A 14,281-nucleotide genomic window follows, 5' to 3' on the forward strand; every position below is an offset into this window, starting at 1 on the left:
AAATGTTTGACTTGCTCATTTTGCTTTTTTATAGTGTGTGCTCACTCAAAATTTACGTTGGCGCTTTGTTTTGTTCAGTTTTCAAAGAGCAATTTGTGTCACTCTGTTTCAGCGACTTTAATATCTTATCATGCTATTACTGTTTCGTCAATAACTTTTTTTAAAAAGTTTTTTAAACTCTTTTTAAAAGCTAATGTCTTGCAGCAACTTTTATAATATACCAGCGAATAAATTAATAGTCAATAGATTTTCAAAATATTATTCTTAATTTTTTTCTGTGTTTTGTTTTTCTCTCACATACGCTAGACATTCTCTTTCCGTCCCCATTCTTTTAAACAGATTGAATAGGATCTTATACTTCTCATTGATAGCCCTTTTCACTACATGGTCAATCCTCCCATCCTGTAAATCGAATAAAATTTCATCCATCTCTCTTTTAAGGAGATACATCAATTCCTCCTTTTCCTTTTCATTGATTAGAAGACCCAGCATATATCTAACACCTCCACAAACCATCTTTCCCCACTCTCCCCGTTTATATAAAGTTTCATATTATATTTTTTTGCATATCTCTACAATGCGCGCATAAATATGTGACAAGAGCATTTGGACAAGGGGATGGGTGAATGAAATTCTTCATGGTGCTTCAGGCAAAAAACATTAAACAGTATTCGTTAATTATACTTACGGCTTTATTCACCGCTTGGTTTCTTTTCGTGCAAAATATCATACATGCCCCTGTTTTCTCTACAGAGGATGGGCCAAAAGCCGTTTATAAAGGGGATAAGAATATTGCTATCACATTCAATATTGGCTGGGGGGATGAGAAAGCCGCTCCTATATTAGAAACGTTAAAGAGGGAAAAAATTAAATCGGCCACCTTTTTTCTTTCAGGTTCTTGGGCTGAGCGCCACCCAGACATGGTAGCCACCATTGAAAAAGAAGGATATGAAATAGGAATCCTAGGTTATGACTATAAAGATTACTCCGATCTCAAAGATCAGGAAATCATCCGGGATATTTCCAAAGCGCAGGAAGTATTCAAAAAGCTAAATGTTAAAAATATCGAGCTTTTACGTGCGCCCACCGGTCACTTCGATAAGCGACTTCTTAAAATCAGTGAGAATTTCGGTTATACCGTGGTCCATTGGAGCATAGATTCAAAAGATTGGACCAATCCAGGCGTTGAACAGATCGTCCAAAATGTTAACAAAGCCCATAAAGGGGATATCATCTTATTGCATGCCTCGGATTCTGCAAAACAAACGAATAAGGCATTGCCTGATTTAATAAAGGAACTTCGTGCAAAAGACCTGAACTTCGTTAATGTTTCAGAGATGATTTCTAATTCTTCAGCAAGAAGTGAGGAAATTAAGTAATCGACTAAGCACAATTTAAGAACATAAAAAACCTGACCATAGGATAGTCAGGTTTTTTTATGTCGGCAAGCATCTCCGCTTTCAGCGATTTTACTTACCTCCTATTCCATCAGTATTAAAATTCTTCTTAGGGACTTGCATCCTCGCTTTTTTGCCTGCCAACTCCTTTTGGGATTGATTGATCAATTTGTTTAAAATCATTAATTGATAGGCATTACAGACAAGCAGGGGAAACAACATAAAATAGAGCCATCCGTCATCATTGGTCCTTAAGACTGGCACCCACTCCAATACTGTCGCCACCACCATGAAGAACAATGCAGGAATAAAAGCTTGTCTATTCGTTTGCTTCATTTTAAAGTAGGCCGTCACCAACCCGATCAACAGCACTACCACAGCTGATGAGATATATGAGCCAAGCCCCTCACCGGATTCAAACTTAATATACCGTAAATAGACTAAATCAAATAAAACAAAGATAATCAGTACAATTTGCACCGCATTCCACAAGTACACACTTTTAAAAATTCCCAGACCGAAACGATGTATCGTTAAATAAGCAAAAAAGCCAGCTTGGCTTATTACACTGAAAATCAATCCCACTCCAAACAACCAAACAAACGTTGAAAGTATGGATGTAATTTCTAACGATGTGAAATACGATTCAAACTCACTCCACCGGGCTATAAATCCCACAACTCCGCCCGTTACTCCACCTATAAGTAATGTTGTCATAAACAATCGAACTAAATTACGGCTGTTCATCATTTTCCTCCATACATTTCTATTTCTTTCATTAATTGTACCAACCATATTTGGAAAAATCCACTTATTATACCAATGGATAATATCCTGCAAAGAAACCATATTAACAGTATGGAAGATTAAAGAGGGGGGCTCTACGTATGAAAATGGGGTTTACTTTGTTCCTTGCTTCATTCTTGTTCTTTTGTACGGGCTGTTCGCAGAATGGAACGAGTGAAGGAAAAATGGATTATGAGGAAACAAAGAAGATGGTCGTCGATATCTTGAAAACAGATGAGGGAAAAAAAGCCATCCAGGATACCATTGCTGATGATAAAACAAAAACTGAACTTATTATGAACTCGGATATCATAAAAAAATCCATTGAAGAGACTGTTACCTCTGATAAAGGAAAGGAGTTCTGGAAAAAGGCCTTTAAAGATCCTGAATTCACCGCAGCCTATGCCAAAGCTCTAAAAGAAGAACACAAAAGGCTATTAAAAGACTTGATGAAAGACCCACAGTATCGGGGAATGCTAATAGAGGTCTTACAAGAACCCGATTTAGAAAAAGAAATGAACAAGTTACTGAAAACGAAAGAAATGAGAGCCGTATATAAAAAGACGATCATCGAGACGATGGAAAGCCCTCTCGTTCAAGCTAAAATGCAAGAAAGCTTAGACAAGGCCGCTACTAAGGCTACAGAAAAGGCGGAGAAATCCAAAACCGAGGATAAGTCAAAGGAATAAAAAAATAAAGGCTACTTCCAAATACGATGGGAAGTAGCCTTTATTTTTATTTCAATTTTTCAATGACTTTATTCGCAATATCTTCATAAATCTTACCTAATCTATGGTCAGCCGCATATATAGAAGGTGCGAAATCTTCTTCATTCCAATCTGGTTGTTGAAGAGGTAGTTGTCCTAAGACCTCTGTACGAAGTTCTTCTGCAAGCTTCGCCCCTCCACCTTTACCAAATACGAATTCCTTCTCACCAGTGGTCTTGCTTTCGAAATAAGACATATTTTCGATTACACCGATAACCTCATGTTCGGTTTTAATGGCCATGGCTCCTGCCCTTGCTGCCACAAAAGCCGCAGTCGGATGTGGAGTTGTGACGATGATTTCTTTACATGAAGGAAGCATCGTATGAACATCTAATGCGACATCTCCTGTACCAGGTGGTAAATCCAGTACCAAATAGTCCAATTCGCCCCATTCCACTTCATTAAAGAAACTGTTTAACATTTTTCCGAGCATTGGCCCTCTCCATATAATAGGCGCGTTATCTTCCACAAAGAAGCCCATCGAAATAACCTGAACGCCAAAACGCTCGACAGGGATGATTCTCTCCCCGCGTACGACGGGTCTTTTTGTGATCCCCATCATATCCGGTACACTGAACCCATATATATCAGCATCAACCAGTCCAACCTTTTTACCAAGACGAGCAAGGGATGTGGCTAAGTTAACCGAAATCGTGGATTTACCCACTCCACCTTTACCACTTGCGATGGCGATGAATTGTGTTTTGTTATTTGGTCCAAGCAACCCTAAGTCTTTCTCTTCCTCAGGCATACTGTCACGATGTTTAGCCAATTCTTCTTCCGATAGTTCTGCGAAACGTATTCCTACCGAATCCGCCCCGTTCCCTTTCAAGAGACCGACAACTTCTGTTTGCATTTCCATTTGCTCGGCAGTTCCTGTCTTTGCGATAGCAAGCTTAACGCTCACATGACTTTTCTCAGGCTTTATTTTTACTTCTAAAATTCCATTTGTTTCTTCAAGGCTTTTATGTAGAAAAGGGTCCTTAAGATCCTTTAATAAATTTAGTACTTTCTCTTCAGTTAACAAGTCGAGCACCCCTTTGTATTCGTTTTCTTTTCCCAATTGTAGTATAACATAATCCGGAAATAAAGCTTATTATCTGCACCAGGGGGTTAACCCTTTTTCACCATAACAAAAAGGCCTTGTACACCCACCAAGACCTTACAAGGTGTCAATCCGGTTCCGATAGCTTCTCCTCAGTGAAATACCGCAGAATACCCATATATATCGAACTTGCAATCTTCTCTTGGTATTTGTCACTCATTAACCTTTCGCGCTCCTCGGTATTAGAGAGGAACCCAATCTCCACCAACGCCCCAGGTTTCTTGGCATAATTCATCAAATATACATGGTTGATCGTTTTTGCATCCCGTGTTGTATTTTCTAAGTTTCTTATAATTTCGGTCTGGATAAACTTGGCCACCTGTTTATTTTCCTCGAACCGGTTTGTATAAAAAGTTTGAGCCCCTTTTGAGGAGGCAGATGGAAATGCGTTCAGGTGGATGGTTAAAAATAAGTCCGCTTCCGAATCATTGATCATTTCAACCCGGTTCCTGAGATCTTCCTGTTTTCGTTTACGGATCCCTTGTGTATCTTCCGTTGCCAAATCCACATCTTTTTCCCGTGTCAACATAACAAGGGCACCTTGTTCCTGCAAATAGTCCCTTACCTTTAGCGTAACCGAAAGCGCAATTTCTTTTTCCATTACATCCTGAACATTCGCCCCTCCGTCCATCCCCCCATGACCCGCATCCAGAATGATGACCTTACCCGTCAACGGAAGGTTCCAAGACTCCCAAGAATCATCTTCAACGAATTTGAAAGTCACAATCAAAAAAAGGACAAACAATCCGATAGAGATCCCTGTATATTTCAGTTTTCTACGCATCACCGTTCTCCTCCCACAAGTCCCTTTATCTATAAAATATGGGACAACCCACGGAAAAAGAACTGATACTTTTCAGGGATCTCCTTCAGCTTAATGAAGCTTCATCTTATAACGCTTTTCACCCGTCTTAAACCCATCCTTCCACCATTCTCCTACAAACCCTTCACAGCAATAAAATACCCCTTCATCAATAGCATTGCTTACCGTGACTTCACGCCAATATAGGATAAAATTGAAGAGAGTATCGATCAAAAACTTTTCTTCCCTTCTGCACCGGGCCCTCACATCATCTTCCGACTCTCCATAATACCCAAACTTGCTATAGTTTGCCCCTAATAAATACGCCTCTATAGCCACATCAAAATACCCCTCTTCCAGAACGTCCTGGTATTCCTCTCCAAAGTACCGTTTTATCCTCCCCCTCATATCCTCGATTGATAGCTCCCTAAGTAACCTACGTTCAAACTTCAACTGCCGTTCTCGTTGCATCTCCTGCAAACCTATAACCACACTCATCCATTCACCTCCGGGGTCAGACCCCATTTCCCAAATTATTTCCCATGATGCCATTAGTTTTTGACGTAACACCCTGAACGATTCATTGATTCCTTTGGAAATATTTAATGAGAGTAATCCTTAGTCGGCAAGATAACAAAAAAAGCTCCAGCCACATAAGAGTGGCTGGAGCTTTTTGAAGTTCCAAACGATTAACGTTTTGAGAACTGAGGTGCACGACGTGCGCCTTTAAGACCGTATTTTTTACGTTCTTTCATACGTGGGTCACGTGTTAGTAATCCAGCAGTTTTAAGAGCTGGACGGAATTCTGGGTCTACATGAAGCAATGCACGAGCGATACCGTGACGGATTGCTCCAGCTTGTCCAGTGTATCCACCACCGCTAACGTTTACAAGAACGTCGTAATTTCCAGTAGTTTCTGTAGCAACTAGTGGTTGGTTTACAACTTCACGTAATGCTGCGAAAGGAATATATTCATTAATGTCACGACCGTTGATAACGATGCGACCTTCGCCTGGTACTAAACGTACACGAGCTACTGAGCTCTTACGGCGACCAGTACCATAATATTGAACTTGTGCCAAGATAGTAACCTCCTTAGTAATTATCCGCGTAATTCGTAAACTTCTGGTTGTTGAGCAGCGTGTGGGTGCTCAGCTCCAGCGTATACGTGTAATTTTTTGTAGATTTGACGACCAAGAGAATTCTTTGGAAGCATACCTTTGATAGCAAGTTCAAGCATTCTCTCAGGGTAGTTTGTACGCATCTCAAGAGCAGTTCTAGTTTTAAGACCGCCTGGGTGCATAGTGTGACGGTAATAAATTTTGTCAGTCAATTTTTTACCAGTCAAGTGGATTTTTTCTACATTGATTAAGATTACATGATCACCAGTGTCGATGTTCGGTGTAAAAGTTGGTTTATGTTTACCACGTAAGATGGATGCTACTTCAGTAGAAAGGCGACCTAAAGTTTTGCCTTCAGCGTCAATCACATACCATTTACGTTCTACTTCATTAGCTTTCGCCATAAATGTCGTACGCATGGTTAACCTCCTAAAAAACTTTTAATTTTTTATATTTATTTTCAATCACAATAAACTTCCGGGGCTTATCGTGGGATTAAAATACATACCATATTATATTAACTTCTCCCAGTTTCATTGTCAAGCGAATGTTACACTAGGATAAGTTGTCTTAAAAAAAGAATCGATCACTCCACGAAAAGATTCTACATGGCGTTAGGCCATAACCATAGCGCCATTCACGGATTCAAGTCTTTTCATTACTTGTAAAAAACTTGGTCTGGCACGAAAAAATTATTTGTAAAATACTTTCCATAAATACAATCCATGTCCGGGTGCTGTTTTACCTGCGAAGCTGCGATCCTTTTTGTTCAAAATATCTATCATTTCCCGAGGTGCTATTTTCCCGCTGCCGACTTCAAGCAGCGTTCCGACCAAGATACGAACCATATTATACAAGAATCCTTCTCCAACGAAGCGAAAAACTAAAAATCCATCAGTCTCTTGGAAATCAATCTCCTGAATGGTCCTTACTTTATCCACCACTTCCGTCTTCGCCGAACAAAAACTTGTAAAATCATGGGTTCCCACTAAATACGAAATGGCTTCGGTCATTGCACCCTCATCTATTGGATAAGGGTAATGATAGGCGTAATTGCGCTGAAATGGATTTCTTAGGGTAGAGCGGTCAATGATATACCGGTATTCCTTGCCTGTTGTGTGGAATCGTGCATGGAAATCATCAGGAACGACCTCAACTTCCAACACAATGATATCATCTGGAAGAAGGGCACTGAATGCCTTCACCCAATTATCCGTAGGAAAGACAAGAGGCGAATCGAAGTGAAGAACCTGCCCCTTGGCATGAACCCCTGAATCTGTCCTTCCCGAAGCAGTCACTTTGACAACTGTCCCCTTGTGGATTTGGGCTAATACCGCCTCGAATTCACGTTGTATCGTTCTTTTCTCTGGCTGTACCTGATAACCAGCAAATTCCGTACCATCATAGGCGATTACACATTTATACTTTGGCATTTACTCTTACCTCTTATGAACGTAATATGAATAACATGACTGTAAGTACAGCCATTGATACCATTAACAGGCTATCACTGATTTTCCAATTTAATTGCCGGTATTTCGTACGGCCCTCCCCGCCACGGTATCCCCTGGATTCCATGGCAGTTGCTAACTCTTCCGCCCGTTTGAAGGAACTGACAAACAAAGGGACCAGTAATGGCACAATGGATTTAACTCGATCCTTAATGGGACCTGAAGAGAAATCCACCCCTCTTGCTGTTTGTGCCTTCATGATCTTGTCCGTTTCTTCCATAAGTGTCGGGATAAACCGAAGAGCAATCGACATCATCAATGCCAACTCATGAACGGGCATTTTCCACTTCTTAAGAGGTCCTAAAAGTTCCTCCATTCCATCCGTTATGGAGATAGGGGTAGTTGTCAAAGTTAGGAGCGACGTAACCAATATCAATAACGTGAATCTTACAGATATGAATAAGCCCTGAATTAAACCGCCTTCGTATATCTCTATCCACCCAAATTCGTAGAGTAATTCCCCTTCCTTCGTAAAAAAGATATGGAGAAGGAAGGTGAAGATGATTAAGAATAGAATAGGTTTTAAACCATTATAAAGATAACGAAGCGGAATCTTGGATAAGGCAATCAGCAATACTGTGAATGCTGCAAGAAGGGCGTAAGAAACTACATTATTCGCCAAAAAAATCACGCAGACAAAAAGGAACACCAGCAATAGCTTTGCCCTCGGATCCATTTTATGCACCACAGAGTCAGCAGGGACATATCGCCCGATAATCATTTTATCAAGCATCAGCGGTTCCCCCGTTTCATGGCTTTATCGATTTCTATCGCCAAATCCTCGATGTTGAGACAGGGATGATCAAAGCGAACACCCAACTCTTTCTGAAGTTTAAGTTGAAAGCGAACCGTGTCCGGCACATCTAATCCCAACTCAATCAATTGTTCCGGTTGAGAAAAGATCTCTTGAGGCGTTCCTTTCCGAAAAACGGTCCCCTGATGCATAATGATGATATCGTCCGCGTACTTAGCGGCATCTTCCATACTATGGGTCACCAATATAGTCGATAAGCCTCTCACTTTATGCAATTGATAGAACATATCCATGATTTCTTTCCTACCACGCGGGTCAAGCCCAGCCGTCGGCTCATCTAATACTAATACTTCAGGTTCCATCGCTAAGACACCAGCAATCGCCACTCGACGCATTTGTCCACCGGATAAATCGAAAGGAGACTTATCAAGGATATCTTCACTAAGGCCTACCTGAACGATGGCCTTTTTGGCCAGTTCTTTAGCCTCTGCTTCAGAGACTCCAAAATTCATCGGCCCAAAACATATATCCTTCTCGACCGTTTCATCAAAAAGTTGATGTTCGGGAAACTGAAAGACTATCCCTACTTTTTTTCTAATTGGTCTCAAAAGCTTTTCTTTTCTTCCAGCTTCTATCGTACGGTCGCCAATGATGACCTGCCCCTTAGTCGGTTTCAGGAGAGCATTTAGATGCTGCAGTAGCGTGGATTTACCTGAACCCGTATGACCGATGATTGCTGTATACGTCCCCGATTCCATCGATATATTGACATCATGAAGGGCCAAATGTTCAAATGGAGTATTCACCTGGTAGCGGTACTCTACATCATCGAGTGTAATTCGCATAAATCCTTCACCAACTCTTCCTCTGTCAAATGCCCATTCACGACACGGATGCCATTTTTCTGCAGTTCTTTGCTTAGTTTCACAGAAAAAGGTATATCCAGTCCAAGCGCAATCAATTCATCCTCTAGTTTAAAGATGTCCTCTGGAGTCCCTTCACGGAATAACCGGCCTTGATTCATGACTATCATCCTGTCAGCTTTCGCAGCTTCCTCAAGGTCATGGGTAATGGATATGACGGTAATCTCATTTTCTTGCTTTAATTGTCTAACCGTTTCAAGCACTTCTTCACGGCCTCTTGGGTCAAGCATGGAAGTTGCCTCATCTAAAATGATTATATCTGGTTGCAAGGCAATAACACCGGCTATAGCCACTCTCTGCTTTTGACCGCCGGATAGATGGTGCGGCTCTTGATTAAGAAAGGCATTCATTTTAACCTTATTTAGTGCACCATGAACACGCTCCACCATAACCTGCTGAGAAACACCGGCGTTTTCTAAACCAAAAGCCACATCATCCTGAACTGTAGTGCCTACAAACTGATTATCGGGATTTTGAAAAACCATACCAATCTTTTTTCGTACGTCCCAAACTGTTTCTTCTGTCAATGTTTGATCATTAATCAAAATTGCACCTGAGTGGGCGAACTGAAGTCCATTCAACAATTTCGCTAAAGTCGACTTGCCGGAACCGTTATGACCAACAATTGCAAGCCACTCCCCTTGATAAATATCAAAAGAAACATCATCTAAGGCGTTTCGAGACTGCCCCTCATATTTGAATATAATATTATTTAAAGAAACCAGCTTCTTACTCATGTGGCCCTCCTCATCCTCGACTGCACTCATCTTACTAACTCGGCTCAATACTAAAAACATCAATGAACTAGCTATATTTATTTCTGAACATATAAAAAAACGCTGCACCCCTTCCACCGAAAGAATTTTCGGTAAATTAAGAGCAGCTTAAAGCAGTCCTGTTACGAAAAACAGGTTATCTTATTGAATCGCTTATCAAAAGCGGGAAGGGATGCTTGAGCTAGACGTGAAGGCTCCCTTATATATAAGGTTTCGCCAGCCATCGTAACACTCAATGCGAATTTCTAACATACAGAATTAAAAATAAAAAAAGAAAAAGGGCAAAGAACAAGTGAGTATATTCCTTTGTCCTGCCCTTTTTCATCGTTGTTATTAAACTAATTCAATAACCACGACTGGTGCACCGTCACCGCGGCGTGGACCAACTTTCATGATACGAGTGTATCCGCCTTGACGTTCTTCATAACGTGGAGCAACGTCACTGAATAGCTTTTGAAGGGCATCAGTGCCTTTCTCAGCGTCAGCGATTTCGTTACGGATGAAAGATGCAGCTTGACGGCGTGCATGCAAGTCACCACGTTTACCAAGAGTGATCATTTTATCTACTACAGAACGTAATTCTTTAGCACGTGCTTCAGTAGTTTCGATGCGCTCATGGATAATAAGATCCGTAGCTAAATCACGAAGTAATGCTTTACGTTGTGCGCTAGTGCGTCCTAACTTTCTGTAACCCATTAGAGATTCCCTCCTTTGTTGAAGTTCTATATTGTGTGTCTAGTACAAGGCTCACAACATAATGGATGATTCCGCCATGTTATCAGTCGTCTTTACGAAGACCTAAGCCTAATTCTTCTAGTTTCGCTTTCACTTCTTCAAGTGATTTACGACCTAGATTACGAACTTTCATCATATCTTCTTCCGTTTTATGAGCAAGCTCTTGAACGGTATTGATTCCAGCACGTTTCAAGCAATTATAAGAGCGAACAGAAAGATCCAATTCTTCGATAGTCATCTCAAGAACTTTCTCTTTTTGGTCTTCTTCTTTTTCAACCATGATTTCTGCATTTTGAGCTTCATCAGTTAACCCAACAAAGATATTTAAATGCTCTGTTAAAATCTTAGCTCCAAGTGCTACCGCTTCTTGCGGACCCGTACTGCCATCAGTCCAAACATCGAACGTTAACTTGTCAAAGTTAGACAACTGTCCTACACGTGTATTTTCCACTTGGAAAGCTACGCGTGAAACTGGAGTGTAAAGAGCATCAATTGGAATTACACCAATAGGTTGATCTTCTCTCTTGTTTTGAACAGCAGGAGTGTAGCCGCGGCCGCGACGTGCAGATAAGCGCATGCGCATATGACCGTTTTTACCGATTGTAGCAATATATAAATCCGGGTTAAGAATTTCTACATCACTATCATGAGTGATATCAGCAGCCGTAATGACTCCTTCACCCGAAACGTCAATTTCTAGCGTCTTTTCCTCATCGGAATAAATCTTTAGAGCTAGCTTTTTCACATTAAGGATGATTGAAGTTACATCTTCTACGACGCCTTCAATAGTTGAGAACTCATGTAGCACTCCATCAATTTGTATAGCTGTGACAGCAGCACCTGGGAGTGAGGATAATAGGATACGACGTAAGGAGTTACCCAATGTTGTACCATACCCACGCTCTAGTGGCTCTACGACGAATTTACCGAATTTGGCATCGTCGTTGATTTCAACCGTTTCGATTTTTGGTTTTTCTATTTCGATCATCAACAAACCCTCCTTCAAAACGTCAAAACCCCGGTAAGTAAGCTTGTCACTTAACCGAAATTCCCCATGTATACGTTCCCGCTGTGCGCAACAACTGAAAAATTAATCTTCTGTAAGAACGCAAACTTAGTATTATATCCCATTATTGACAGGAATACAAAATCTATACAGAAAAATTAAACACGGCGACGTTTTGGCGGACGACATCCGTTATGTGGTACTGGAGTTACATCTTTAATTGCAGTTACTTCTAGTCCAGCAGCTTGAAGTGCACGAATAGCAGCTTCACGTCCTGCACCTGGTCCTTTAACTGTAACTTCAAGAGTTTTCATACCATGTTCAATAGATGTTTTAGCAGCAGTTTCTGCAGCCATTTGTGCAGCGAAAGGAGTAGATTTACGAGATCCACGGAATCCTAATGCTCCAGCACTTGACCAAGAAATAGCATTACCATGTGCATCAGTGATAGTAACGATAGTGTTGTTGAATGTTGAACGAATATGTGCAATACCAGTTTCTATATTCTTTTTCACACGACGTTTACGTGTATTAGTTTTGCGTGCCATGAAAAGTAACCTCCTTTACTAATTATTTTTTCTTGTTAGCTACTGTACGACGAGGTCCTTTACGCGTACGTGCATTGTTTTTTGTGTTTTGTCCACGAACAGGAAGACCACGACGGTGACGTAAACCACGGTATGAACCGATTTCCATTAAACGTTTGATGTTAAGGGAAATTTCACGACGTAGATCGCCTTCTACTTTTAACTTGTCAATGATATCACGAATTTTGTTTAATTCGTCTTCCGTTAAATCACGAACGCGAGTTTCTTCAGAGATACCAGCTTCTGCAAGAATTTTAATCGCTGTTTGTTTTCCAATACCATATATATATGTTAATGAGATAACAATTCGTTTGTCACGGGGAATATCTACTCCAGCAATACGTGCCATGCTTGAGTGCACCTCCTTCTATTTAGCCTTGTTTTTGTTTATGTTTAGGGTTTTCGCAAATAACCATAACTTTACCTTTTCTGCGGATAACTTTACACTTTTCGCAGATTGGTTTGACTGATGGTCTGACTTTCATTGCTATCTAACCTCCTTATACAGATCGGAGCGTAACCGGAATTATTTAAACCGGTATGTGATTCTGCCGCGAGTTAGATCATACGGGGAAAGCTCAACCGTAACTTTATCTCCAGGCAAAATGCGAATAAAGTGCATACGAATTTTACCGGATACATGAGCTAAAACAGTATGACCATTTTCTAATTCTACCTTAAACATTGCATTTGGCAAAGTCTCTTGTACTGTGCCTTCTACTTCAATTACATCGTCTTTCGCCATTAAAGTGATTCTCCCTTCTCTATGCGTGAACCTATTACAGGTACACATCTTTCCGTCAACTTTACTCCAGTCCAATTATCCTCAAAAGTCTTACAATTCTGCATCAAGTATTCACCATTTTTGTAGAACCAGGCTTTAACTGAGGACCTTATCAGCTGGACCGAAATGAGGATTTTATGGGTCCTCATGTAAGTCTTGACCGATTCCGTGACCGACATACTCTCAAAAAAAGAGAAGCAATTAGTCTCGACATAGGCTTGAATAGCATGGGAGATGTTTGAAAGGCGCACGCCTGGCATAGCTACTTTCTACCCTCTATATCACGACTCTTTAGGAAATCTACTAGAGTCGTTGCATTTCTTCAACAATTTTGCCGACCGGATATGTCCATGAAGATTACTTAAAACGTAATCGCCCAATTCAGGGAATACCAAGTGCAAGAACCTGATCGATAAATGTGTAAATGCCGTTGCGAAATCCATTATACCCTTTGTATGAAAGGAATGCACCATATTTAAACAGGAAGTTTTAAAATGGCAGGATTTCATAAATTATCAAGAATGATTATTTTTGCAATGGATCAAGTAGCACATCAATGTTTTCAAATACCTTATTAATATCTTGCTGTCCATTAATGTCGACCAAGTACCCTTTTTCTCCGTAGAAATCAAGAAGTGGCTTAGTTTGTTTCAAATTCACATCTAAGCGATTTTGAACCGTTTCTTCATTATCGTCAGCACGTTGATATAAGTCTCCGCCGCAACGGTCACATACATCTTCTTTTGTTGGAGGATTGAAAACAAGGTGATATGTCGAACCACAAGATTTGCAAATGCGACGACCTGTCAATCTTTCCATTAAGATGCTTTTATCAACATTGATATTAATTACAAAATTAATTTTTCGATCTAAATCAGCAAGAATGTTTTCAAGAGCTTCTGCTTGTGCCACAGTACGTGGGAAACCATCAAGTAGAAATCCTTTTACGCAATCTTCCTTGCTTAAACGCTCACGAACAATGCCGATGGTTACTTCATCAGGAACCAATTCGCCCTTATCCATGAATGATTTAGCCTTTAGACCTAATTCTGTTCCATCTTTGATAGCTGTTCGGAACATATCTCCAGTAGAAATATGAGGGATGTTATATTTTTCTACGATTTTTTCGGCTTGAGTACCTTTACCAGCACCCGGTAGCCCCATTAAAACTAGATTCAATGTTCTTCCCCCTCAAACTCTATAATGGGTAAAGGGAACATATCGTTC

Annotated in this window: 20 protein-coding genes; 2 read left to right on the plus strand and 18 right to left on the minus strand. The window is 40.5% G+C overall.

Features of this window, described 5'->3' with window-relative positions; translation table 11 throughout:
• Positions 1-264 precede the first annotated feature (264 nt).
• Positions 265-492, minus strand: a complete 228-nt coding sequence (locus tag ACQKIC_RS18810; protein WP_402875656.1) for a hypothetical protein — start codon at positions 490-492, stop codon at positions 265-267.
• A 134-nt stretch (positions 493-626) separates the two neighbouring features.
• Here ACQKIC_RS18810 and pdaB point away from each other — a divergent pair, with 134 nt between their 5' ends.
• Positions 627-1,379 (plus strand): polysaccharide deacetylase family sporulation protein PdaB, encoded by a 753-nt coding sequence (pdaB, locus tag ACQKIC_RS18815; RefSeq protein ID WP_402875658.1) that lies wholly within the window; start codon positions 627-629, stop codon positions 1,377-1,379.
• A 90-nt stretch (positions 1,380-1,469) separates the two neighbouring features.
• Here the strand turns inward: pdaB and ACQKIC_RS18820 are convergent, their stop codons facing one another.
• Complete coding sequence (locus ACQKIC_RS18820) at positions 1,470-2,144, minus strand: KinB-signaling pathway activation protein (RefSeq protein WP_402875660.1); 675 nt, start codon at positions 2,142-2,144, stop codon at positions 1,470-1,472.
• Positions 2,145-2,284: 140 nt separating this feature from the next.
• Between ACQKIC_RS18820 and gerD the strand changes: the two genes are divergently transcribed.
• Complete coding sequence (gerD, locus tag ACQKIC_RS18825; RefSeq protein ID WP_402875662.1) at positions 2,285-2,872, plus strand: spore germination lipoprotein GerD; 588 nt, start codon at positions 2,285-2,287, stop codon at positions 2,870-2,872.
• 46 nt (positions 2,873-2,918) lie between these two features.
• Here the strand turns inward: gerD and ACQKIC_RS18830 are convergent, their stop codons facing one another.
• From ACQKIC_RS18830 to ACQKIC_RS18905, 16 genes are all read right to left on the minus strand, one after another.
• Positions 2,919-3,977 carry a P-loop NTPase gene (locus ACQKIC_RS18830; protein WP_402991665.1) on the minus strand — a complete coding sequence of 353 codons (1,059 nt, stop codon included), beginning with the start codon at positions 3,975-3,977 and terminating at the stop codon, positions 2,919-2,921.
• 145 nt (positions 3,978-4,122) lie between these two features.
• Positions 4,123-4,839, minus strand: coding sequence for an N-acetylmuramoyl-L-alanine amidase CwlD (gene cwlD / locus ACQKIC_RS18835; RefSeq protein ID WP_402875666.1), 717 nt, complete (start codon positions 4,837-4,839; stop codon positions 4,123-4,125).
• Positions 4,840-4,929: 90 nt separating this feature from the next.
• Positions 4,930-5,355: a DUF2521 family protein gene (locus ACQKIC_RS18840; protein WP_402875667.1), complete on the minus strand. Its 426-nt coding sequence runs from the start codon at positions 5,353-5,355 to the stop codon at positions 4,930-4,932.
• Between the two features lie 191 nt (positions 5,356-5,546).
• Positions 5,547-5,939: a 30S ribosomal protein S9 gene (gene rpsI, locus ACQKIC_RS18845; RefSeq protein ID WP_402875668.1), complete on the minus strand. Its 393-nt coding sequence runs from the start codon at positions 5,937-5,939 to the stop codon at positions 5,547-5,549.
• A 20-nt stretch (positions 5,940-5,959) separates the two neighbouring features.
• Positions 5,960-6,397, minus strand: a complete 438-nt coding sequence (gene rplM / locus ACQKIC_RS18850) for a 50S ribosomal protein L13 (RefSeq protein ID WP_034304960.1) — start codon at positions 6,395-6,397, stop codon at positions 5,960-5,962.
• A 273-nt stretch (positions 6,398-6,670) separates the two neighbouring features.
• Positions 6,671-7,411, minus strand: a complete 741-nt coding sequence (gene truA / locus ACQKIC_RS18855; protein ID WP_402875669.1) for a tRNA pseudouridine(38-40) synthase TruA — start codon at positions 7,409-7,411, stop codon at positions 6,671-6,673.
• 13 nt (positions 7,412-7,424) lie between these two features.
• Positions 7,425-8,222, minus strand: a complete 798-nt coding sequence (cbiQ, locus tag ACQKIC_RS18860; RefSeq protein ID WP_402875670.1) for a cobalt ECF transporter T component CbiQ — start codon at positions 8,220-8,222, stop codon at positions 7,425-7,427.
• Positions 8,222-9,088, minus strand: coding sequence for an energy-coupling factor ABC transporter ATP-binding protein (locus tag ACQKIC_RS18865; protein ID WP_402875671.1), 867 nt, complete (start codon positions 9,086-9,088; stop codon positions 8,222-8,224). The genes cbiQ and ACQKIC_RS18865 overlap by 1 nt, the downstream gene beginning before the upstream one ends.
• Positions 9,064-9,903 (minus strand): energy-coupling factor ABC transporter ATP-binding protein, encoded by an 840-nt coding sequence (locus tag ACQKIC_RS18870; protein WP_402875672.1) that lies wholly within the window; start codon positions 9,901-9,903, stop codon positions 9,064-9,066. The genes ACQKIC_RS18865 and ACQKIC_RS18870 overlap by 25 nt, the downstream gene beginning before the upstream one ends.
• Positions 9,904-10,275: 372 nt before the next feature.
• A complete protein-coding gene (gene rplQ / locus ACQKIC_RS18875; protein ID WP_061440393.1) occupies positions 10,276-10,638 on the minus strand; it encodes a 50S ribosomal protein L17 in 363 nt (120 codons plus the stop codon).
• 82 nt (positions 10,639-10,720) lie between these two features.
• Positions 10,721-11,665 carry a DNA-directed RNA polymerase subunit alpha gene (locus ACQKIC_RS18880; RefSeq protein ID WP_402875674.1) on the minus strand — a complete coding sequence of 315 codons (945 nt, stop codon included), beginning with the start codon at positions 11,663-11,665 and terminating at the stop codon, positions 10,721-10,723.
• A 176-nt stretch (positions 11,666-11,841) separates the two neighbouring features.
• Positions 11,842-12,231, minus strand: a complete 390-nt coding sequence (gene rpsK, locus ACQKIC_RS18885) for a 30S ribosomal protein S11 (RefSeq protein WP_040372575.1) — start codon at positions 12,229-12,231, stop codon at positions 11,842-11,844.
• 22 nt (positions 12,232-12,253) lie between these two features.
• Positions 12,254-12,619 carry a 30S ribosomal protein S13 gene (gene rpsM / locus ACQKIC_RS18890; RefSeq protein WP_063235804.1) on the minus strand — a complete coding sequence of 122 codons (366 nt, stop codon included), beginning with the start codon at positions 12,617-12,619 and terminating at the stop codon, positions 12,254-12,256.
• Positions 12,620-12,641: 22 nt separating this feature from the next.
• Complete coding sequence (gene rpmJ / locus ACQKIC_RS18895; RefSeq protein WP_003156543.1) at positions 12,642-12,755, minus strand: 50S ribosomal protein L36; 114 nt, start codon at positions 12,753-12,755, stop codon at positions 12,642-12,644.
• 41 nt (positions 12,756-12,796) lie between these two features.
• The gene (gene infA, locus ACQKIC_RS18900; RefSeq protein WP_028390440.1) at positions 12,797-13,015 is read right to left on the minus strand and encodes a translation initiation factor IF-1; all 219 of its coding nucleotides are present in this window, start codon (positions 13,013-13,015) and stop codon (positions 12,797-12,799) included.
• Between the two features lie 564 nt (positions 13,016-13,579).
• Positions 13,580-14,233 (minus strand): adenylate kinase, encoded by a 654-nt coding sequence (locus ACQKIC_RS18905; RefSeq protein ID WP_402875676.1) that lies wholly within the window; start codon positions 14,231-14,233, stop codon positions 13,580-13,582.
• Positions 14,234-14,281 lie beyond the last annotated feature (48 nt).

It is taken from the genome of Peribacillus sp. NPDC046944 (assembly GCF_050272735.1).
In the GTDB taxonomy this organism is placed as follows: Bacteria; Bacillota; Bacilli; order Bacillales; family DSM-1321; genus Peribacillus.

Excerpts from the sequence above, each read along its gene's own strand:
- ACQKIC_RS18820 (WP_402875660.1), bottom strand. The coding sequence starts at position 2,144 with ATGAACAGCCGTAATTTAGTTCGATTGTTTATGACAACATTACTTATA.
- cbiQ (WP_402875670.1), bottom strand. The coding sequence starts at position 8,222 with ATGCTTGATAAAATGATTATCGGGCGATATGTCCCTGCTGACTCTGTG.
- ACQKIC_RS18880 (WP_402875674.1), bottom strand. The coding sequence starts at position 11,665 with ATGATCGAAATAGAAAAACCAAAAATCGAAACGGTTGAAATCAACGAC.
- ACQKIC_RS18865 (WP_402875671.1), bottom strand. The coding sequence starts at position 9,088 with ATGCGAATTACACTCGATGATGTAGAGTACCGCTACCAGGTGAATACT.
- cwlD (WP_402875666.1), bottom strand. The coding sequence starts at position 4,839 with ATGCGTAGAAAACTGAAATATACAGGGATCTCTATCGGATTGTTTGTC.
- ACQKIC_RS18870 (WP_402875672.1), bottom strand. The coding sequence starts at position 9,903 with ATGAGTAAGAAGCTGGTTTCTTTAAATAATATTATATTCAAATATGAG.
- rpsM (WP_063235804.1), bottom strand. The coding sequence starts at position 12,619 with ATGGCACGTATTGCTGGAGTAGATATTCCCCGTGACAAACGAATTGTT.
- ACQKIC_RS18840 (WP_402875667.1), bottom strand. The coding sequence starts at position 5,355 with ATGAGTGTGGTTATAGGTTTGCAGGAGATGCAACGAGAACGGCAGTTG.
- rplQ (WP_061440393.1), bottom strand. The coding sequence starts at position 10,638 with ATGGGTTACAGAAAGTTAGGACGCACTAGCGCACAACGTAAAGCATTA.
- rpsK (WP_040372575.1), bottom strand. The coding sequence starts at position 12,231 with ATGGCACGCAAAACTAATACACGTAAACGTCGTGTGAAAAAGAATATA.
- infA (WP_028390440.1), bottom strand. The coding sequence starts at position 13,015 with ATGGCGAAAGACGATGTAATTGAAGTAGAAGGCACAGTACAAGAGACT.
- rpmJ (WP_003156543.1), bottom strand. The coding sequence starts at position 12,755 with ATGAAAGTCAGACCATCAGTCAAACCAATCTGCGAAAAGTGTAAAGTT.
- gerD (WP_402875662.1), top strand. The coding sequence starts at position 2,285 with ATGAAAATGGGGTTTACTTTGTTCCTTGCTTCATTCTTGTTCTTTTGT.
- ACQKIC_RS18810 (WP_402875656.1), bottom strand. The coding sequence starts at position 492 with ATGCTGGGTCTTCTAATCAATGAAAAGGAAAAGGAGGAATTGATGTAT.
- pdaB (WP_402875658.1), top strand. The coding sequence starts at position 627 with ATGAAATTCTTCATGGTGCTTCAGGCAAAAAACATTAAACAGTATTCG.
- truA (WP_402875669.1), bottom strand. The coding sequence starts at position 7,411 with ATGCCAAAGTATAAATGTGTAATCGCCTATGATGGTACGGAATTTGCT.
- rplM (WP_034304960.1), bottom strand. The coding sequence starts at position 6,397 with ATGCGTACGACATTTATGGCGAAAGCTAATGAAGTAGAACGTAAATGG.